This window comes from Pseudomonadota bacterium, from assembly GCA_016719885.1.
In the GTDB taxonomy this organism is placed as follows: Bacteria; Pseudomonadota; Gammaproteobacteria.
Genome location: JADJYF010000005.1, coordinates 23,662 through 43,014, shown reverse-complemented (window position 1 = coordinate 43,014; position 19,353 = coordinate 23,662). Strand labels below are relative to the sequence as shown.

The window sequence follows — 19,353 nt, the reverse complement described above, 5'->3', positions numbered from 1 at the left end:
TTAGATCCATGAGTGAGGCCGCCACCCACCACGAGCACGATCACCATGATCATCATCCCAGTGGTATCACGCGCTGGCTGACCACCACCAACCACAAGGACATCGGTTTGATGTACTTGATCTTCTCGCTGATAATGTTCTTTATCGGCGGGTCGATGGCGATGGTGATCCGCGCCGAGCTGTTCCAGCCCGGCCTGCAGTTCGTCGATCCGCAGTTCTTCAACTCGATGACCACCATGCATGCGCTGGTCATGATCTTCGGCGCGGTGATGCCGGCCTGGACGGGTTTTGCGAACTGGATGATCCCGATGATGATCGGCGCGCCCGACATGGCCCTGCCGCGACTCAACAACTGGAGCTTCTGGATCCTGCCCTTTGCCTTCACCTTGCTGCTGTCCACGGTGTTCATGCCGGGCGGTGGCCCCGCCGGTGGCTGGACCATGTATCCGCCGCTGGTGCTGCAAACCGGTCAGGCCTTCCCGTTCCTGATCTTCGCCGTGCATTTCATGGGCGCGTCGTCGATCGCCGGCGCCATCAACATCATCGCCACCGTGTTCAACATGCGTGCACCCGGCATGACGCTGATGAAACTGCCGCTGTTCGTGTGGACCTGGATCATCACGGCTTTCCTGCTGATCGCGTCCATCCCGGTGCTGGCGGGCGCCGTGACCATGCTGCTCACCGACAAATTCTTCGGCACCGCGTTCTTCAGCGCGGCCGGTGGCGGCGACCCGGTGATGTTCCAGCACATCTTCTGGTTCTTCGGCCATCCCGAGGTGTACATCCTGATCCTGCCGGCTTTCGGCATCGTGTCGGCCATCATCCCGACCTTCGCGCGCAAGCCGCTGTTCGGCTACGCCTCGATGGTCTATGCCTCGGCCGCCATCGCCTTCCTGTCGTTCATCGTGTGGGCCCACCACATGTTCACGGTCGGCATGCCGCTCGCGGGTGAACTGTTCTTCATGTACACCACGGTGCTGATCGCGGTGCCGACCGGCGTCAAGGTCTTCAACTGGGTTGCCACCATGTGGCAGAGCTCGATGACCTTCGAAACGCCGATGCTGTTCGCGCTGGCCTTCCTGGTGCTGTTCACCATCGGTGGTTTCTCGGGCCTGATGCTCGGCGTCACCCCGGTCGATTTCCAGTATCACGACACCTATTTCGTGGTCGCCCACTTCCACTACGTGCTCGTCACCGGCGCCGTCTATGCGCTGATGGCCGGCACCTACTTCTGGCTGCCGAAGTGGACCGGCCACATGTACGACGAGGGTCTGGGCAAGCTGCATTTCTGGCTGTCGACCATCTCGGTCAACGTGCTGTTCTTCCCGCAGCACTTCCTGGGTCTGGCCGGCATGCCGCGCCGCATCCCGGACTACTCCGTGCAGTTCGCGGATTTCAACATGGTCTCCAGCATCGGCGGCTTCGTGTTCGGCGTGTCGCAGCTGTTGTTCGTGGTGGTGGTAGTCAAGTGCGTCAAAGGCGGCGCCAAGGCGACCGACCAGGTCTGGGAAGGCGCCCACGGTCTCGAGTGGACGCTGTCCTCGCCGCCGCCCTACCACAGCTTCAATACGCCGCCCGACCCGGCGACCATTGAAGGCGGCATGCGCTGAGCATGACCATGGGCGAACGTCAGGTCGACGACGTCACGCGCGCTGCCCAGCAACGGGCAGCGACGCGCACCGCCATCGCACTTGCCGTGGTGGCGGTGGCCATCTACGCCTGGGTATTCATTTCCAAGATGTAAGCCATGAGCGACGCGCCGCTTAACACCGCCAATCGCCGCACCGTCACCAAGTTGGCCTTGGCGACCTGCGTGATGTTCAGCTTCGGCTACGCGCTGGTGCCGCTCTACAACGTGTTCTGTACGGTGACTGGCCTGAACGGTAAAACCGGCAGGCTGACCGAGGCGCAGGCCGCTGCGCTGCCGGTCGACGAGAGCCGTTCGGTAACGGTCGAGTTCGTCACCAACGTCGATGCGCAGCTGCCGTGGGACTTCAAACCGCTGGTCAACAAGGTGGTGGTGCATCCGGGCGCCGAGACCCAGGTCGAATTCGAAGTACACAACTGGGACAAGGGCGCCGTCGATGGCAATGCCGTGCCGAGCGTTGCGCCCAACACCGTCGCCAAGTACTTCAACAAGACCGAGTGTTTCTGCTTCACCCAGCAGACACTGGCCGCCGGGGAAACGCGCCGCATGCCGGTGCGGTTCATCGTCGATCCGCGTCTGCCGCCCGAGGTCACGACCTTGACCCTGGGCTACACGTTTTTCCAGTCGCTCAAACCGACTGCGACGAACGAACAAGCGGCCACGCCGCGTTCATGAAGCCCGAAAACGGCTTCGGGGAAATTCACTTAAACCGAGAATCAAGTCATGAGTAGTGCAGGACACGCAGACCACGCAGACTATTACGTTCCAGAACCGAGTCGCTGGCCGATCACCGCAACCATCGCGATTTTCACGATGTTTGTCGGCGGCGCGACCGCGCTCAATGGCCATTCGATCGGACCGACCATCCTCGGCGCCGGTTTCCTGATGTTCGTGTACATGCTGTTTGGCTGGTTCGGCGCCGTCATCGGCGAAAGCGAGTCAGGCAAGTACAACGAACAGGTCGATGTCAGCTTCCGCATGGGCATGGGCTGGTTCATCTTCTCCGAGGTGATGTTCTTCGCCGCCTTCTTCGGCGCCCTCTACTACGCGCGCATGTACTCGGTGCCGTGGCTCGGCGGCGAAGGCGCCAAAGCGGCCACCAATCACTTCCTGTGGCCGCAGTTCGCCGCTGCATGGCCCTTGTTCAACCCGCCGTCGAACTATGGTTTCTCGCATTTCAAGGAAACCATCGGCGCCTGGGGCGTGCCGTTCACCAACACCCTCATCCTGCTGTCGTCCGGCGCCACGGTGACCTGGGCGCATTGGGGCCTGCAGAAGGGCAACCGCGGCCAGTTGATCCTGGGCCTCGCCGCGACCGTGGCCTTGGGTGCAATCTTCGTATACCTGCAGACCGAGGAATACGGCCACGCCTACCACGCGCTCGGCCTGACCTTGAACTCCGGCATTTACGGCGCCACGTTCTTCATGCTGACCGGCTTCCATGGTTTCCATGTCACCATGGGTACCATCATGCTGGCGGTGATCCTGGCGCGTTCGATCAAGGGCCACTTCACGCCCAAGCATCACTTCGCGTTCGAAGCGGTGGCCTGGTACTGGCACTTCGTCGACGTGGTGTGGATTGGCCTGTTCATTTTCGTGTACTGGCTGTAAGCCACGCCAATACACCTGGCAGGAAGAGCGCCACCCCTGCGGTGGCGCTTTTTTTTTGCGCCTCAGTTCGGTGAAATGACGCCGAGCGCGTTCAGAATGAGGATGGTGACGACCAATCCGATGGACAAGCCCACGCGCACCGTCAGCGCCTTGACCGTGGCTTTGCCATCATCGCCCTGGCGCCGCCGGAACAGGCTCATGAAAGCGCTGCCCAAGGCCACCAGGATCATGACGAAGATGACGATGATCACGGATTTGACGACGGGCGACGTGGTCATGACAGCCTCGGCAATGAAAATTCAACAAGCCTGATTATCAATTATTTGTGCGCAGCCCCTCAATCAATCCCTGGACCCGTATCGCGCTGACGCTGCTGCTGGGTACGGCTTGCGCAGGCCTCGCCAGTCTAGGCTTCTGGCAGCTGCATCGCGCCCATGAAAAGCAGACGCGTTACCAGGCATTCAATGACCGCCACGCCGCGCCGCCCCTGGCCTTCGATACCATTGCGCCACGCACGCCCCTCGGTGAGACGCTGTGGCGCCGCATCAGCGTGACCGGTCATTACCTCGATCAGCACGTCGTGCTCGACAATCGCACCCGTCAGGGACAGCCCGGTTACGAAGTCCTGACCCCTTTCGTCGCCGACAGTGGCGCGGCCCTGCTGGTCGACCGCGGCTGGATACCCCTGCCCGACAGTCGCGGCACCGTGCCCGATACCCTCGCGCCGGCGGACCCGACCACCATCCACGGCTACGTCGGCCCGGAACCGACCGTCGGCATCGACCTCGACGAGCGTGCCGCGGAGGCGGAAATCATGAGCCCCCAGGTGTTCCGCGTGCAGCGCGTGAAGGTAGCGGGTGTCGAATCGCTGCTCGACCGGCCGCTGTGGCCAGGCATCGTCTATCTCGATGCTGATTCGCTTGGCGCGCTGGCAGTCGACTGGCAACTGCCGGGCGATGGCTCGGCGCGCAATCGTTCCTACGCCGTGCAGTGGTTTGCGATGGCGACGGTATTGGCCGGCATCGGCCTGTGGAATCTTTACGGCAAGAGGCGCCGGCATGACTGAACCCACCCCAAGCTCTCCCGCCCGGCGCAATGCGTGGGTGCCATTCGCCGTGGTCGGCGCCTTCGTCGCGCCTATCCTCGTCGCGTGGTGGTTCGCCATCGCGCATCCCGAGACGGCGCCGAGCAAGCAGCTCAATCACGGTGAACTCATCCATCCCCCCGTGGACTTCGGCGCCGACCCGGCCGGCGCGGCCCTGCAAGCACTGAAGCTGGCGCCCGCCGAATGGGGCCTCATGTATTTCGGCGCCGGACCCTGCGCCGCCGATTGCGAACGATTGGTCTCGCTGCTGACCACCATCCGCGGCCTGGTCGGCGCCCAGGGTGCGCGCGTGCACGTGGCGGCACTGGTTGATGCCGCCCCCGCCCAGCCCATCGCCCAGGCGCTGACCATCGCCTCGCCCGAAGCGCGTGCGCTGCTCGCGCGAGAAGCCGCGGCCCGCACCGGTACCGCGCGCGATCAAGGAATCGTCATTTTGGATTCGCGACGTCTTGCGATGATGATATTTTCAGCCGACGCCGAACCGGCGGGCATCAAAGAAGACCTGAAACGCTTATTGCGCGGCTCCGCCATCAATTGACCATGACACGCACCCTCCGCCTGCTCTCTTATCTCCTGCCCGTTTTGGCCCTGGGCGTGATCGTGCTCGGCGCCTATGTGCGTCTCAGCGACGCCGGCCTCGGCTGCCCGGACTGGCCGGGTTGCTACGGGCACGTCACCGTGCCGAGCGGCGACGCCAATGTTCATCTCAAGGATCCGGATTGGCATGCGCGGCCGCTCGAGGCCGGCAAGGCCTGGCGCGAGATGATTCATCGCTACCTGGCCAGCACGCTGGGTCTCGGCATCGTGGTGCTGGCGTTGGGCTCGCTGTCGGCCGCGCGTCGGCGCGCGACGGGCGTAAGCCCGGTGGTGTTCCTGCTAGTGCCGCTGGTGGTTTTCCAGGGCTTGCTCGGCATGTGGACGGTCACATTGTTGTTGAAACCCTTGGTGGTCAGCGCCCACTTACTGGGAGGCCTCGCCACGCTCGCCCTGCTGTGGTGGAACCTGATGAGCGTGCGCGGTCAGGAAGCTATCGCCGTGCCGCGCGGCGCCCTCTACGGCCTGGCGCGCTTGGCGGTCCTGGTGCTGGTGCTGCAGATCTTCCTCGGCGGCTGGACCAGCGCCAACTACGCCGCACTCGCCTGCACCGATTTTCCGACCTGCCAGGGTCGCTGGTGGCCGCATACCGATTTCCGTGAAGGCTACGTGCTGTGGCGCGGGCTCGGCATCAATTACGAATTCGGCGTGCTCGACACTCCGGCGCGCACCGCCATCCATGTCGGTCACCGTATCGGCGCGCTGGTAGCTTCGCTGGTCATTGCCGCTACCGCCGTGCTGGCCTGGCGTACTCGTCAGCCGCGGCTGCGCAGGGTCGCATCATGTATACTCGCGGCACTCGCGCTGCAGGTCTGCCTCGGCATCACCAATGTGATGGGCGGCCTGCCGCTGCCGGTCGCGGTGGCCCACAACGGCATCGCCGCGGTGCTGCTCATGACCCTGTTAACTCTCGTCCACGTCACGCGTCGTAATTAATCGCTGCCATCATGCTGACCGAAAGTATGGTTCCTTCCGCGCTGGGCCACTGGCGCGACTACGCCGAACTCTGCAAACCGCGAGTCGTCGGCCTGATCGTCTTCACCGCCGTGATCGGCATGTTCCTGGCCACGCCGGGCGCCGTGCCGCTGGCCGTGCTGGTGCCGGCCACCCTGGGTATCGGCCTCGCCGCCGCTTCGGCCGCCGCCATCAACCACGTCGCCGAACACCGCATCGACGCCTTGATGGCGCGCACCAAGAATCGACCCTTGCCGCAGGGCGGCTTGAACCGCGCCCAGGCACTGGTCTTCGCGCTCATCATCGGCGCATTGGCGATGTACCTCCTGGTCGCGTTCGTCAACGTGCTGACCGCGGCCCTGACCTTCGCCTCGCTGATCGGCTACGCGGTCATCTACACCATGTATTTGAAATACGCGACGCCGCAGAACATCGTCATCGGTGGCGCCGCCGGTGCAGCGCCGCCGGTGCTGGGCTGGACCGCGGTCACCGGCCAGGTCGACCCGCATTCGCTGCTCTTGTTCCTGATCATCTTCGCGTGGACGCCGCCGCATTTCTGGGCCCTGGCGATTTTCCGCCGCGAGGAATACGCCAAGGCGCAGATCCCGATGCTGCCCATCACCCACGGCGTCGATTTCACGCGCAAGCAGATCCTGCTCTACACCGTCATTCTCACCATCGCGACCGTGCTGCCCTACGCGACTTACATGAGCGGCGTGGTCTACCTGCTGGGCGCGCTGGCGCTGGACGCCGTGTTCCTTTATTACGCCATCGCGATGATGCGCGACGACGACGACCAGATCGCGTGGGCCGCCTTCAAGTACTCCATCGTGTATCTCACCGGCCTGTTCTTCTTCTTCTTCCTGGACCACTACTGGAACGGCATCCTGAACTTCGTGACCGGCGCGTGAGCATGGACTATCAACGGCCGCAACCGGTGCTGCCCGCCTGGTTGCGTCTGTGGTTCCCGCCGGCGATGGCTGTCATCGTCATCGGCTCGAAAGCCGTGAGCCCCGCGTTCTACAACGACTGGATCATCCACGAGATTGGTCTGGTCGAACTCGCCACGCCGCTTGTCGCCCTGGTCGGCGCGGTGTTCGGGGTCTTGCTGATGCGGCGGCTGCTGGCGAGTCGCGACTGGCTGATCATCGGCTGGGCGCTGGCCGTGACCCTGGCCTGCGTCTATTTCGCGGGTGAGGAATTGTCGTGGGGTCAGCAGCTGTTTCACTGGTCGACGCCGGAGGCCATCGGCAAGCTCAACGATCAGCATGAGACCAACCTGCACAACATGAGCAGCTGGTTCGATCAGAAGCCGCGCGCGCTGCTCGAACTGTGGGTGGTGATCGGCGGCATCCTGGTGCCGGTGCGCGAGTGGAAACGCGGTTCGCCGTTCGTGCGAGGCGGCTTCTTCTTCTGGTTCTGGCCGACCATGGACGTGCTGCCGACGGCCGTGATGGCGGAATTGATCCGCTTGCCGCAGCGCTTGAAGCCCGTCATCGGCGTCAAGCAGCTGCCGCTGGAGATCCGCTGGAGCGAGCCCCAGGAATATTACTTCGCGCTGTTCATGGCCTTTTTCCTGGCCTCGCTGTACATCCGCTCCAAGGGGCGCGCCCCGGTATCGCGCACCCCCTGAGTTCGAGGCTCAGGCCGGCTCGGCTTCCGGTTCGAAATCCGGCAAGGCCTTTTTCAGCGTGTTGAACGCGTTCTTCTCCAGCTGGCGGATGCGCTCGGCCGACACGCCATAGCGATCGGCCAGGTCGTGCAGGGTCAGCTTGGGCTCGGTCAGCCAGCGGCTGGTGACGATGTCGCGGCTGCGCTCGTCGAGCTTGGCCAGGGCGCCGCGCAGGCTGTCGGTGCGATTGTCGTCGCCCTCTTCCTGTTCCAGCAGCACGGTGGGCTCGAAGCGGCGGTCGACCAGGTAGGCGGCCGGCACGAACTCTCTTCCTCACCGTCGGGGCTGACGTCGAAGGACACGTCGTGGGCGTTCAGGCGCTGCTCCATGGTCAACACGTCACGGCTGTCGACGTCGAATTCCTTGGCCAGCGCGTCCACTTCGCCGGCGCCCATCCAGCCCAGCGCCTTGCGCGCGCTGCGCAGGTTGAAGAACAGCTTGCGCTGGGCCTTGGTGGTCGCCACTTTCACGATGCGCCAGTTGCGCAGGATGAACTCGTGCATTTCGGCCTTGATCCAGTGCACGGCGAACGACACCAGGCGCACGCCGACACTCGGGTCGAAGCGCTTGACCGCCTTCATGAGGCCGATATTGCCCTCCTGGATGAGGTCGCTCTGGGCCAGGCCGTAGCCGCTGTAGCCGCGCGCCACTTTCACCACGAAACGCAGGTGGGCAAGTACTAACTGTCGGGCAGCGTCCAAATCGTCGTCCTCGCGATAACGCCGCGCCAGCTCCTGTTCCTGTTCGACCGGCAGCAGCGGGATGCGGTTGACCGCATCGATATAGGTCTCGAGCGAACCGGCGGTCGACGGTAGGGTGAGGTTCAAAGCATGGGCCATGGTGAAGACACCTCGCTAGGTTCTATTGGAAACAGTTTAGCACTCCCCAACTACGAGTGCTAAATTCGGCAAAGGTTCGCTTTGACTTTAATCAGGGCGGGGCTCGCCCGCCTGGCGCGGAGATCGGCAGGGACGGCGCGCGCGCGCGCTCAGCTTTCGTCGTCGTCGACCTTGGAGCCGGCGAAGTCGCCGAGCAGGGCGCGGGTGAACTCGCGGGCATTGAAGACCTGCAGGTCATCGGCCTTCTCGCCGATGCCGACGTAACGGATCGGCAGCCGCAGGCGCTCGGCCAGCGCGAAGATCACGCCGCCCTTGGCGGTGCCGTCGAGCTTGGTCAGGCACAGGGCGGTGACCGCAACCTGGCTCATGAACTCCTGGGCCTGGTTGAGGGCGTTCTGGCCCATGGTCGCGTCCAGCACCAGCAGCGTCTCGTGGGGCGCATCGGCCTGGTGCTTGCCGACCACCCGCCGCACCTTGGCGAGCTCGGCCATGAGGTTGTCCTGGGTATGCAGGCGCCCGGCGGTGTCGGCAATCAGTACGTCGACCTTGCGCGCCTTGGCCGCCGCGCAGGCGTCGAAGATCACCGACGCGGTATCGGCGCCCGTGCCCTGCGCGATGACCGGAATATCGAGACGCTCGCCCCAGCGCTTCAACTGATCGACGGCCGCCGCGCGGAAGGTGTCACCGGCCGCCAGCATCACCGAGCGGCCTTCGCCCTTGAGGCGCCGCGCAATCTTGGCGATGGTGGTGGTCTTGCCGGCGCCGTTGACGCCCACCACCAGGATGATGAACGGCCCGTCGTCGCGTGCCTTGTATTCGAACGGCTGCTCGCAGGGCGCGAGGATCGCCGTCATCTCTTCCTGCACCGCTTCGGCCGGCGGCTGGTTGGCGGGAATGCGCCTGACCTTCTCGACGATGCGCGCCGTGGCGTTGACGCCGACATCGGCCGACAGCAGCAAGGTTTCCAGTGTCTCCAGCGCCGCCGCGTCGAGACGCGTGCGACCGGTGAACAGGCGCTGCACGCCATTGACGAGACTGTCGCGCGTGCGCGCGATACCGGCTTTGAGTCGACTGAACATGTAGGACTAAAACGAGCGAGATCGAAAAAAAGGAACGGCAATCCGCCACGGCGGAATGCGCTATCCTAACATCCGCCGCTGCCGTCGTCCCGACGCGCCGCGGCCGTTTCATCGTCACGCCTTCGGAGCATCCCGCATGCGATTGATCACCTGGGGCGCAGTGCTGTCCTGCGCGCTTGCCTGTGTCTCGGCCCCGGCCGCCACCCGCACCCACGAATACATGCTAGACAACGGTCTGAAACTGCTGGTGCAGGAAGACCACCGCGCCCACGTGGCGGTGGTGCAAGTGTGGTACCGGGTCGGATCCTCCTATGAACATGACGGCATCACCGGGGTGTCCCACGCGCTCGAACACCTGATGTTCAAGGGCACGCCACGCTACGCCGCCGGCAAGTTCGCCACCACCGTGGCCGCCCATGGCGGTCGTCAGAATGCTTTCACCAGCAGCGATTACACCGCCTATTACGAGGAATGGTCCGCCGACAACGTCGAGCTCTCCTTTGACCTCGAAGCCGACCGCATGCGCAATCTCGTCATCGACGAGGAAACGTTCAAGAAAGAGATCAATGTCGTGCTCGAGGAGCGGCGCCTGCGCACCGACGACTCGCCGCAATCTCTCGCCGTCGAGGCCACCCAGGCGGTCGCCTACCTGACCAGCCCCTATCGCTATCCCGTGATCGGTTGGGAGGCAGACATCAAGCAGATGAGCGCCGCCGACCTGCGCGCCTGGTACCAGCGCTGGTACGGGCCGAACAATGCCATCGTGGTGGTGGTCGGCGACGTCGACCCGGACGCCGTGCACGCGCTGGCCAAGAAATATTTCGGTCCGCTGGCCAAGAGCGACATCGCGCCGCCCAAGGCGCGCCCCGAGATCGCGCAAAACGGCACCAAGCGCGTCACGCTCAACAGCAGCAAGGCACGTGTGCCCTACCTGGTGATGGGCTACAAGGCGCCGGTGCTGGCGCAGGCCATGCGCGGTGAAGGCGTGGAAGAATCGGAAGCCTACGCGCTCGACGTGCTGGCGGCGATGCTGACCGGCGACAACAGCGCGCGCCTGAAACGCGAGTTGGTGCGCGGTCGCGAAATCGCCGCCGAGGTGAGCGCCGGCGTGGAAACCGCCGCGCGCCTGCCGACCTTGTTCACCTTCAACGCGGTGCCGGCCCAGGGCGTCTCGCTGGAGAAGCTCGAACAGGCCATCGTCGAACAAATCGACCAGCTGGCCAGTCATCCGCCCACGGCCGCCGAACTCGAGCGCATCAAGACCCAGGTGGTGGCCGACACCGTGTTCGAGCGCGACTCCATGATGCACGAGGCCATGACCCTCGGCGCCTTGGAAGCGGTCGGCCTCGGCTGGAAGGTGCGCGACACCTACGTCGACAAGATTGAAGCCGTGACCGCTGAGCAGGTGCTGGCGGTGGCGAAAAAATACCTGGTGCCCGCGGGTCTCACGGTCGCCTACCTCAAGCCGGAGCAAGCACGATGAAATCCCGCCGCGCGCTGGCCGCGCTCGTCACTCTTTGTCTGTTGCCGTGCGCGGCCGCCCTTGCCGGGCCGCGTATCGAACACTGGCAGACCAGCAACGGCGCGCGCGTGTATTTCGTCGCGGCGCCGGAGATCCCGATGCTCGACGTGCGCGTGGTGTTCGCCGCCGGCAGTGCGCGCGATGACGGTCGCGCGGGCGTCGCCAATCTCACCAACGGTCTGTTGAATGAAGGCGCCGGCGAGCTCGATGCCGACGCGTTCAACAACGAGATCAGCGCGACCGGCGCCATCATGGGCCACGGCGCCGAGCGTGACATGGCCTTCGCCAGCCTGCGCAGCCTCGCCGAGGGCGAGCATGCCAGCCGCGCGTTGGAGCTGTTCGTGCTGGCGCTGGCCAAGCCGCGCTTCGACTCGAGCGCCCTCGAACGCGACAAGGCGCGCACGCTCGTCGCCCTCCAGCACCGCGAACAGTCGCCGGACGCCGTGGCCGATGATGTCTTCTACGCGAGCCTCTACCCCAAGCATCCCTATGGCTCGTCGCCGGACGGCACGCCCGCCAGCGTCAGCGCGATCACCCGCGACGACGTGCGCGCCTTTCACGGCAAGTACTACGTGGCGCGCAATGCCGTCATCGCCATCGTCGGCGCCGTCGACCAGGCGCGCGCGGCCGCCATCGCCGAGCAGTTGAGCCAGGCCTTGCCGGCCGGCGAGCGAGCGCCGGCCTTGCCGGTGGTGGCGCCACCCGCGGCCGCGCTAAAGCATGTCGAGTTCCCGTCCATCCAAAGCCACGTGATGGTGGGCCTGCCGGGCGTGAGCCGCGGCGATCCGGACTATTTCCCCTTGCTGGTCGGTAACCATGCGCTGGGTGGCAACAGCCTGGTCTCGATCCTGTTCGACGAAGTGCGCGACAAGCGTGGCCTGTCCTACAGCGTGTCCAGCTATTTCGTCGCCATGGCCCAGGCCGGTCCCTTCGTTGCCGAACTGCAGACCGACAGGAAACAACAGGACGAAGCGCTGAAGGTGCTCACCGACACCATCGCGCGCTTCGTCGAGCAGGGTCCGCCGGCCGGCAGCATCGAGGCCGCGCGACGCAATCTCATCGACGGCTTTCCGCTGCGCATCGCCAGCAATCGCCAAACCGTCGAATACATCGCCATGATCGGTTTCTACGATTTGCCGCTCGATTATCTCGATACCTTCGCGAGCAAGGTCGCGGCCGTCACGCCCGAGGCGGTCAAGGACGCCTTCAGCCGTCGCGTGTCGCCGGATCGCCTGACCACCGTCGTGGTCGGCCGCGGCGCCGACAAGGACCAGGGTTCCTGAGTGGCGATGGCGCGCGCCGCCGAACACAGTATTCGCATCATCGGTGGCCAGTGGCGCGGCACGCGCATCCCGGTCGCCGATCGCGAGCAGCTGCGGCCGAGCGCCGATCGTGTGCGCGAAACACTCTTCAACTGGCTGGCGCCGGAGCTGCCGGGGGCACGATGCCTCGATCTCTTCGCCGGCACCGGCGTGCTCGGCTTCGAAGCCCTGTCGCGTGGCGCGGCCTCGTGCATGCTGGTCGAAAAAGACCCGGTGCTGGTGGCGCGCATGGCCAGCCTTAAGGCGCGCCTCGCCGCCGCGCACGCCGAGGTGCACGCGGCCGACGTCTTGTCCTGGTTGAACGGTCCCGCCACTGCCTCGGACGTCGTATTCCTCGACCCGCCGTTCCATCGCGACCTCGTGCCCGCCGTGCTGGCGCGCCTGGCACGCGGCTGGCTCGCGCCGCGCGCGCTGGTGTACGTCGAAAGCGAACGCGACGCGAGTTACGCGCACGCGGGCTATGCCTTGCACCGCGAAGGGCATACGCGCGAGGTGCGCTATTGCCTGCTGCGCGTCGAGTCCTGATCACGCGCGGGCTGGACACTCCGCGCCGGAATCGTGATCATGCGCCGAACTTGCAGACCTTCGGGGAACCGCTTTGGGCATCACCGTCATTTATCCCGGCACTTTCGATCCGATCACGCACGGGCATACCGATATCGTCGGCCGCGCCGCGCCGCTGTTCGACAAGCTGATCGTGGCCGTCGCCGGCAGCACCGCCAAGAACACCGTGTTCTCGGTGGACGAGCGGGTCGCCCTGGCCGCCGAGATCCTCGCCCATTTCAAGAATGTCGAGGTCAAGCGCTTCGACGGTCTCATGGTCGATTTCGCGCGCGCCAACCAGGCGTCGCTGATCCTGCGTGGGCTGCGCGCGGTGACCGATTTCGAATACGAATTCCAGCTTGCCGGCATGAATCGCAAGCTCATGCCCGAAGCCGATACGGTGTTCCTGCCGACCTCGGAAAAATTCACCTATATCTCTTCGTCGCTGGTGCGTGAGATCGCGGCGCTGGGCGGCGACATCAGCGACTTCGTGCATCCCCACATCAAGCAGGTGCTGCTCGAACGCGTCAGCAGCCGACGCAACGCCGCGCCGCCGCGTTAGTCCCGCGCAGGCCCGGCCGTGGCCCTCCGGATCACCGAGCAATGCATCAACTGCGATGTGTGCGAGCCCGAGTGTCCCAACCACGCCATCTACGACGGTGGCGTGCATTACGAGATCGATCCCGCCCGCTGCACCGAGTGCGTGGGTCATTTTGATACACCGCAATGCGTCGCGGTGTGCCCGGTCGATTGCATACCCAAGGACCCAGAGCACGTGGAAGACCCTGCCACCTTGCTCGCCAAGTTCCACGCCCTGACCGCGAGCGACGAGGAGAATCCGCCGTGAAGCACCTGTGCCGAGTCCTGTCGCTGTGTTTTGTCATCCACGCGCCGCTGGCCGTCGATGCGCGCGAGGTCAAGCCCGCGCAGCACGCGGTGGCCAGCGCCCACGCACTCGCCACCGCGGCCGGCCGCAGCGTGATCGACGCCGGTGGCAACGCCTTCGACGCCGCCATCGCCGTGGCCGCGGCGCTGGCCGTGGTCGAACCCTACAGCTCCGGCATCGGTGGCGGCGGTTTCTTCCTCGTGCACGATGCACGCACCCAGCACGACGGCATGGTCGACGCGCGCGAGACCGCGCCGGCCGCCGCCACCGCCACCATGTTTCTCGATGCCGACGGCAAGGTCGCGCCGCAGCGTTCCTTGAACGGTGCGCTTGCAGCCGGCATACCCGGGCTGCCGGCCGGGCTCGTGTACATGTCGCGCCATTACGCGCGTTTATCGCTTGCCGAGGATCTCGCGCCGGCCATCGCGCTCGCCAACGAGGGCTTCGCCGTCAGTGAGCACTACGCCGTCATGGCCGGTTTCCGCGCGCCGGCGTTCAAACCGGGTTCCGATGCGGCACGCATCTTCCTGCGCGACGGCAAGGTGCCGCCGCTAGGCACGGTGCTCACGCAGCCGGATCTCGCGCGTACGCTGCGCGCCATTGCCGAGCGTGGCAACCAGGGTTTCTATGGCGGTGACATCGCGCGGCGCCTAGTGGCCGGAGCGCGCGCCGATGGCGGCATCTGGAGTGCGCGCGATCTGGCCGACTATCGCGTCAAGGAACGTATCCCGCTGGTCGGGCACTACAACGGCATACGCATCGTGTCGGCGGCGCCGCCCTCGTCCGGCGGTACGGTGCTGCTCGAAGCGCTCAACATCCTCGAGAACTTCAATCTCGGCGCCTTGAATAAAGTCGACCGCATGCATGTCGTGATCGAAGCCATGCGCTTCGCCTACCGCGATCGCGCCGATTATCTCGGCGACCCGGATTATGTCGAGATGCCCATCAACCATCTCATCGACAAGACCTACGCGCGCGAACTGTCGGCCAAGATCGACATCAACAAGGCCACGCCCAGCGCCAGCCTGCCGCCGGTCACCACCGATCCCAATCACCACACCACGCACCTGTCGGTAAGCGACAGCGAAGGCAACCGCGTCGCCGCGACCTTGAGCGTCAACTACCCGTTCGGCGCGGCCAGCGTGCCGGCCGGCACCGGCGTGCTGCTCAACAATGAAATGGATGATTTCGCGACCAGCCCGCTGACGCCCAATGCCTACGGCCTGGTGGGCGGCTCGGCCAACGCGGTGGCGGCCGGTCGTCGTCCGTTGTCCTCCATGACGCCGACCTTTCTCGAAGGCGCCGAGCGCATCGGCGTGCTCGGCACGCCGGGCGGCAGCCGTATCATCTCCATGGTGTTGTTGGGCGTGCTGGAATTCGCCGACGGCGGCGATCCCGAGAAGATGGTCAGCGCGCCGCGCTATCACCATCAGTACCTGCCCGACCAGGTGGAATTCGAAGCCGGCGGCCTGGATGCCGCGACCCAGGCCGCACTGAGGGCGAAAGGCCACAAGCTCAACGAATCCAAGCGCCGCTACGGCAACATGCACGCCATCACCTGGGACCGCGCCAGCGGCGAAGTCAAAGCCGCCAGCGATCCGCGTGGCGAAGGCAAGGCCGAGGTGTGGGCACCGGCGGCTAAATGAGCGCGAGTGGTTGCTTGTTCTGTGGGTCAGACTTCAGTCTGACATTCAAAAGTGAGCCGGCTTAGAGGAAGTCAGACTGAAGTCTGACCCACAATTAAATAGCGAACAGCCGGCGCTCAGCGCTGGCACTTCCCGCAATAGAAACTCGAACGCTGTCCGATCACCTGCATGGTGATCGCACCACCACAGATTTCGCAGGCTTCGCCCGCGCGCCCGTACACTTTCAGCTTCTGACTGAAATAGCCCGGCTCGCCGTCGTTGCGCATGAAGTCGCGCAAGGTCGTACCGCCGGCCTCGATGGCCGCGGCCAATACGGTGCGTGCCTCGCCGGCGAGGGCTTCGTAACGCGCGCGGCTGACGCGTCCCGCCGCGCGCGCCGGATGGATGCCGGCGCGAAACAAGGCTTCGCTCGCGTAGATGTTGCCGACGCCGACCACCACGTGGCCGTCCATGATGAAGTTCTTGACGGCAAGGCTGCGGCCGCGTGATTTCTCGAACAGGTACTCGCCGCAGAAGCCAGCGTCGAAGGGCTCCGGGCCAAGCTTGCTGAGCAGCGCGTGCGCGGCCGGATCATCCGCCGTCCACAGCACCAGGCCGAAGCGTCGCGGGTCGCGCAGGCGCAGCACGCGCTCGGGCCCGAATTCGATTTCGACATGATCGTGCGCGAGCCTGGCGGCGCTGCGCGGCACCACCCGCAGGCTGCCCGACATGCCGAGGTGCACCAGCAGCGTGCCGCTGTCGAACTTGAACAGGAGGTACTTGGCGCGCCGCTCGACGTCGTGCAGGCGCTGCCCGGTCAGTATGGATTCCAGGCCGCGCGTCACGGGTTGTCGCAGCCGGCGATCATTGACCGTCACCGCGCTCACGCGCCGCCCGCCGAGCAAGGGCAATACGCCGCGGCGCGTGGTTTCGACTTCGGGTAACTCAGGCATGACGACGTCGCCACCATAGCAATAGGCCGTTGCCGCCGAGTGCCAGCGGCAGGCCGACGCCAAAGAACAGGAAGATGGTCACGCGCTGCCACAGCGCGAGATCCAGCGTCGCATCAGGCACCGCCGGCACGGCGATATCCAGCAACGCGTCGCCGCTTGCCAGCCACTCCACCACGCGCCGCCCGAATTCCAGGTTGCCGAGATTGCCGACGAAGCTGTTGGCCAGGAAGTCGCCGTCACCCACCACCACCACGCGCTGTTCACCGCCGTCGCCGCGCGCCTTGGTCAAGGCCAGTGCGAGTTTCATCTCGCCCTGCACTTCATCGGCGCCGTCGAAGCCGACGTTGCCGGCGAAGGTGCCGGTCTCGTTCCAGGCTTCGCCGCCGCTGTGGGCGAGAGTCACGGCCCGCCAGTCGATATTGGGCTTGGGCAAGAGCGCCGTCGCGTAGGGAAACACCACCGTCTGGCTGAAGTCGGCGAGCAGCGGATGCTTGACCTGTTCCAGGGCCACCGCGTAGGCCGGGTTCTTGAACTTGGTCAGGCCGACCGGATCGACCACCGTGCCGGGCAGACGCTCGAAGCCGAGCGCGCGTTCGAGCGGCGCGAGTTCGGGCTTGGCATCGGGCTCGGTCAGCCACAACAGGTTGCCGCCACGCGCCACGTAGCGCTCGATTTCCTCCACTTCGCCCGCCGCGTAGGCGACCGCCGGCGACGCCAGCACCAGCACCGCGGTGTTGTCGGGGATCTCCCTGGCCTTGCCGAGCACGTATTCGCGTGACGGAAGACCGCGCTGTTCGAGTTCGGCGGCGAACAGCGACAGGTCATGATTGGCCTGCCGCGCAATGCGCCGCTCACCGTTGTTGGCGAGAAACACCACGTAGCGCGCGCCGCTGCGCGCGAGCCGCGCCATGCCGTTGGTGACCGCGCTTTCGTTGAGTTCGGTGACGCGCTCGAAACGCTCGCCGTACTGAAACAGCACTTCACCGAGGCGCGCGCGCCGGACCTCGGGCGCCTTGTCGTCCTGGCGGGGATCGAGAAAGCGCAAGCTGAGATTCGGCTTCTCGCGCTGGTAGCGCGTGAAGAAATCCCGCACCGCCGCGCGTACTGGCCCCTCGTCGGGCACCAGCGCGACCACCTCCAGCGGCGCCGGCAGCATGGCCAGCACCTTGACGGTTTTCTGGTCCAGGGAATTGCGCGCATCGCGCGACACGTCCCATACCTGGTTGTGCCGGTCGAGCGTGCGTACGCCGACCACGACCGCCGCCAGCATCAGCAGCGGCACGAGTGCATAGGCGAAACGCGCGCCGCGCTTCATGCGTAGCGCCGCGTGCCTTCCACCGCCCACACCGCGATGGTCGCGCAACACAAGGCGAGCGCGCTGAAGTAGACGATGTCGGCGAGATTCAACACGCCGAGTGCAAAACCGCGCATGCGCGTCAGCGTCGAAATGCCGCCCAACAGGTTCGATTCACGATCGAGACGCTGCGCGTATTCCGCCAGCCACAGGCTCAAGGACACCACCAGCGCCAGTACCGCCGCCGCCACTGGCTGGCGCGTCAGTGACGAACACATCACGCCGAGACAGGCGTGCATCAGCATGAACAGCGCGAGCCCGAGCAGGTTGGTGGCATACACGCCGACATCGATGGCCGCGCCCCACAGCAGCGTCAAGGGCATGAGCGCGATGACGGCCCACCACAAACCGACCAGGCACAACACCGCCGCGAGCTTGGCCAGCACGATGTGCGCCGACGAGGCCGGCGTCGAAAACAGGAAGCGCAGCATGCCGTCGCGCTTGTCGTCGGCGACGGCCTGCATGGTGATGAGCGGCGTCAGCAGCAGGGCGATGAGGGCGGCGCTGCCGAAATAGCGCACCATGAGTTCGGCCGTCACGCCGGCCGCGCGCAGTTCCGACTCGTGGTCGAGGTAGCGCACCATCAACAGCATGTAGAACAGCGCCATCAGCGCCGAGCCGAGGCACAGCACCAGCCACGCCAGCGGGCGCCGGAACAGGCGTTGCGTTTCGAGCGTGAAGAGCGTCGCGAAGGACGTCATGCGGCGACACTCGCGGCGGCGCCGCTCGTCAGTTCCATGAACAGGTGTTCGAGGTCGTCGAAGTCGGGGTCGATTTCGAGCACGCCCCAATCGGCCGCCACCGCCGCCTTGGCAAAGGCTTCCGCGGCAGCCTCCGCATCGCCCGTCACCGTCAACAGCCAGCCGCGTGCGCTCGCCGTCACGTGCTCGACGCTGCTCAGCGCGGCAAGGGCGGCGGCGCCCGGGTCACGCCTGAGCCGCACGCGCAGGCGCCGCGTGTCCGACGCCGGCGCATCGTGCACCACGCGGCCGTGGTGCAGGATCATGAAACGCGAGGCCAGCGCGCGCACTTCCGGCAGGATGTGGGTGGAGACGATGATGGCGCGCTCGCTGCCGAGTTCGCGGATGAGTTCGCGCACGTCGCGGATCTGGCCGGGGTCGAGGCCGGCGGTCGGTTCATCGAAGACCAGCACCTGCGGTTCATGCACGATGGCCTGCGCGATCCCGACCCGCTGCTGGTAACCCTTGGACAAGTGGCTGACCAGGCGTGCACCGACATCGTTGAGACCGCAGCGCTGGCGCGCGCGCGCCACGGCCTCGGCCACCGCGGATATCGCCACGCCGTGCAGACGTGCGCAGGCGCCGAGGTAATCGTCGACCCGCATGTCGCGATACAAGGGCGGGATCTCGGGCAGGTAACCAAGCAGGCTCTTGGCCGCGGTCGGCGCGCTCGCCAGCGAGTGGCCGCCTATCTCGACGCTGCCGCCATGGGGCGCGAGCGCGCCACACAGGCATTGCATGGTGGTGGATTTGCCGGCGCCGTTCTGGCCGAGGAAGCCCAGGATCTCGCCGCGCGCGAGCACGATGTCGACATCGAACAAGGCCTGGCGCGCGCCGTAATACCGAGTCAGGCCATGCGCCGCCAGAAGAGCCGTGTCATTCATGGGCGGCTATTATTGGTGAGCG

At 65.5% G+C, this 19,353-nt stretch carries 20 protein-coding genes and 1 pseudogene; 14 read left to right on the top strand and 7 right to left on the bottom strand.

What is annotated here, in order from left to right:
• Positions 1–8 precede the first annotated feature (8 nt).
• The 3 genes from ctaD to IPM80_05830 all read left to right on the top strand — a co-directional run bounded on the left by ctaD (position 9) and on the right by IPM80_05830 (position 3,259).
• Positions 9–1,610: a cytochrome c oxidase subunit I gene (ctaD, locus tag IPM80_05840; protein MBK8957946.1), complete on the top strand. Its 1,602-nt coding sequence runs from the start codon at positions 9–11 to the stop codon at positions 1,608–1,610.
• A gap of 137 nt (positions 1,611–1,747) precedes the next feature.
• Complete coding sequence (locus tag IPM80_05835; protein ID MBK8957945.1) at positions 1,748–2,323, top strand: cytochrome c oxidase assembly protein; 576 nt, start codon at positions 1,748–1,750, stop codon at positions 2,321–2,323.
• Positions 2,324–2,371: 48 nt separating this feature from the next.
• Positions 2,372–3,259 (top strand): cytochrome c oxidase subunit 3, encoded by an 888-nt coding sequence (locus IPM80_05830; protein ID MBK8957944.1) that lies wholly within the window; start codon positions 2,372–2,374, stop codon positions 3,257–3,259.
• 62 nt (positions 3,260–3,321) lie between these two features.
• Here the strand turns inward: IPM80_05830 and IPM80_05825 are convergent, their stop codons facing one another.
• The gene (locus IPM80_05825) at positions 3,322–3,537 is read right to left on the bottom strand and encodes a DUF2909 domain-containing protein (GenBank protein ID MBK8957943.1); all 216 of its coding nucleotides are present in this window, start codon (positions 3,535–3,537) and stop codon (positions 3,322–3,324) included.
• A 47-nt stretch (positions 3,538–3,584) separates the two neighbouring features.
• On the opposite strand from IPM80_05825, the gene IPM80_05820 reads away from it, so the two are divergent.
• The 5 genes from IPM80_05820 to IPM80_05800 are packed head-to-tail and all read left to right on the top strand — an operon-like array spanning position 3,585 to position 7,545.
• Positions 3,585–4,325 (top strand): SURF1 family protein, encoded by a 741-nt coding sequence (locus tag IPM80_05820; protein ID MBK8957942.1) that lies wholly within the window; start codon positions 3,585–3,587, stop codon positions 4,323–4,325.
• Entirely contained in the window at positions 4,318–4,902 is a 585-nt protein-coding gene (locus IPM80_05815) for a hypothetical protein (protein MBK8957941.1), read from the top strand. Before IPM80_05820 ends, IPM80_05815 begins: the two co-directional genes overlap by 8 nt.
• Positions 4,903–4,904: 2 nt before the next feature.
• Positions 4,905–5,894: a COX15/CtaA family protein gene (locus tag IPM80_05810; GenBank protein MBK8957940.1), complete on the top strand. Its 990-nt coding sequence runs from the start codon at positions 4,905–4,907 to the stop codon at positions 5,892–5,894.
• An 11-nt stretch (positions 5,895–5,905) separates the two neighbouring features.
• On the top strand, positions 5,906–6,823 hold the full coding sequence (locus tag IPM80_05805; protein MBK8957939.1) for a protoheme IX farnesyltransferase: 918 nt from the start codon (positions 5,906–5,908) through the stop codon (positions 6,821–6,823).
• Between the two features lie 2 nt (positions 6,824–6,825).
• The gene (locus tag IPM80_05800; GenBank protein ID MBK8957938.1) at positions 6,826–7,545 is read left to right on the top strand and encodes a hypothetical protein; all 720 of its coding nucleotides are present in this window, start codon (positions 6,826–6,828) and stop codon (positions 7,543–7,545) included.
• Between the two features lie 9 nt (positions 7,546–7,554).
• Here IPM80_05800 and rpoH read toward each other — a convergent pair.
• Together rpoH and ftsY are read right to left on the bottom strand one after the other, a co-directional pair.
• A pseudogene (rpoH, locus tag IPM80_05795) lies at positions 7,555–8,423 on the bottom strand (RNA polymerase sigma factor RpoH).
• A gap of 149 nt (positions 8,424–8,572) precedes the next feature.
• A complete protein-coding gene (gene ftsY / locus IPM80_05790; GenBank protein ID MBK8957937.1) occupies positions 8,573–9,502 on the bottom strand; it encodes a signal recognition particle-docking protein FtsY in 930 nt (309 codons plus the stop codon).
• A gap of 136 nt (positions 9,503–9,638) precedes the next feature.
• On the opposite strand from ftsY, the gene IPM80_05785 reads away from it, so the two are divergent.
• The 6 genes from IPM80_05785 (at position 9,639) to ggt (ending at position 15,421) form a co-directional block, all read left to right on the top strand.
• Entirely contained in the window at positions 9,639–10,985 is a 1,347-nt protein-coding gene (locus tag IPM80_05785; GenBank protein MBK8957936.1) for an insulinase family protein, read from the top strand.
• Positions 10,982–12,307, top strand: a complete 1,326-nt coding sequence (locus IPM80_05780) for an insulinase family protein (protein MBK8957935.1) — start codon at positions 10,982–10,984, stop codon at positions 12,305–12,307. The genes IPM80_05785 and IPM80_05780 overlap by 4 nt, the downstream gene beginning before the upstream one ends.
• Before the next feature lie 6 nt (positions 12,308–12,313).
• Entirely contained in the window at positions 12,314–12,871 is a 558-nt protein-coding gene (gene rsmD / locus IPM80_05775) for a 16S rRNA (guanine(966)-N(2))-methyltransferase RsmD (protein MBK8957934.1), read from the top strand.
• 73 nt (positions 12,872–12,944) lie between these two features.
• Positions 12,945–13,451 carry a pantetheine-phosphate adenylyltransferase gene (gene coaD / locus IPM80_05770; protein ID MBK8957933.1) on the top strand — a complete coding sequence of 169 codons (507 nt, stop codon included), beginning with the start codon at positions 12,945–12,947 and terminating at the stop codon, positions 13,449–13,451.
• 18 nt (positions 13,452–13,469) lie between these two features.
• Complete coding sequence (locus tag IPM80_05765) at positions 13,470–13,736, top strand: YfhL family 4Fe-4S dicluster ferredoxin (protein MBK8957932.1); 267 nt, start codon at positions 13,470–13,472, stop codon at positions 13,734–13,736.
• Positions 13,733–15,421: a gamma-glutamyltransferase gene (gene ggt, locus IPM80_05760; protein ID MBK8957931.1), complete on the top strand. Its 1,689-nt coding sequence runs from the start codon at positions 13,733–13,735 to the stop codon at positions 15,419–15,421. Before IPM80_05765 ends, ggt begins: the two co-directional genes overlap by 4 nt.
• Before the next feature lie 116 nt (positions 15,422–15,537).
• Here ggt and mutM read toward each other — a convergent pair whose 3' ends face one another.
• The 4 genes from mutM to IPM80_05740 are packed head-to-tail and all read right to left on the bottom strand — an operon-like array spanning position 15,538 to position 19,331.
• The gene (gene mutM, locus IPM80_05755) at positions 15,538–16,353 is read right to left on the bottom strand and encodes a bifunctional DNA-formamidopyrimidine glycosylase/DNA-(apurinic or apyrimidinic site) lyase (protein MBK8957930.1); all 816 of its coding nucleotides are present in this window, start codon (positions 16,351–16,353) and stop codon (positions 15,538–15,540) included.
• The gene (locus tag IPM80_05750; GenBank protein ID MBK8957929.1) at positions 16,346–17,668 is read right to left on the bottom strand and encodes a Gldg family protein; all 1,323 of its coding nucleotides are present in this window, start codon (positions 17,666–17,668) and stop codon (positions 16,346–16,348) included. Before IPM80_05750 ends, mutM begins: the two co-directional genes overlap by 8 nt.
• A complete protein-coding gene (locus tag IPM80_05745; GenBank protein ID MBK8957928.1) occupies positions 17,665–18,408 on the bottom strand; it encodes an ABC transporter permease in 744 nt (247 codons plus the stop codon). Before IPM80_05745 ends, IPM80_05750 begins: the two co-directional genes overlap by 4 nt.
• On the bottom strand, positions 18,405–19,331 hold the full coding sequence (locus tag IPM80_05740; protein ID MBK8957927.1) for an ABC transporter ATP-binding protein: 927 nt from the start codon (positions 19,329–19,331) through the stop codon (positions 18,405–18,407). The genes IPM80_05745 and IPM80_05740 overlap by 4 nt, the downstream gene beginning before the upstream one ends.
• Positions 19,332–19,353 lie beyond the last annotated feature (22 nt).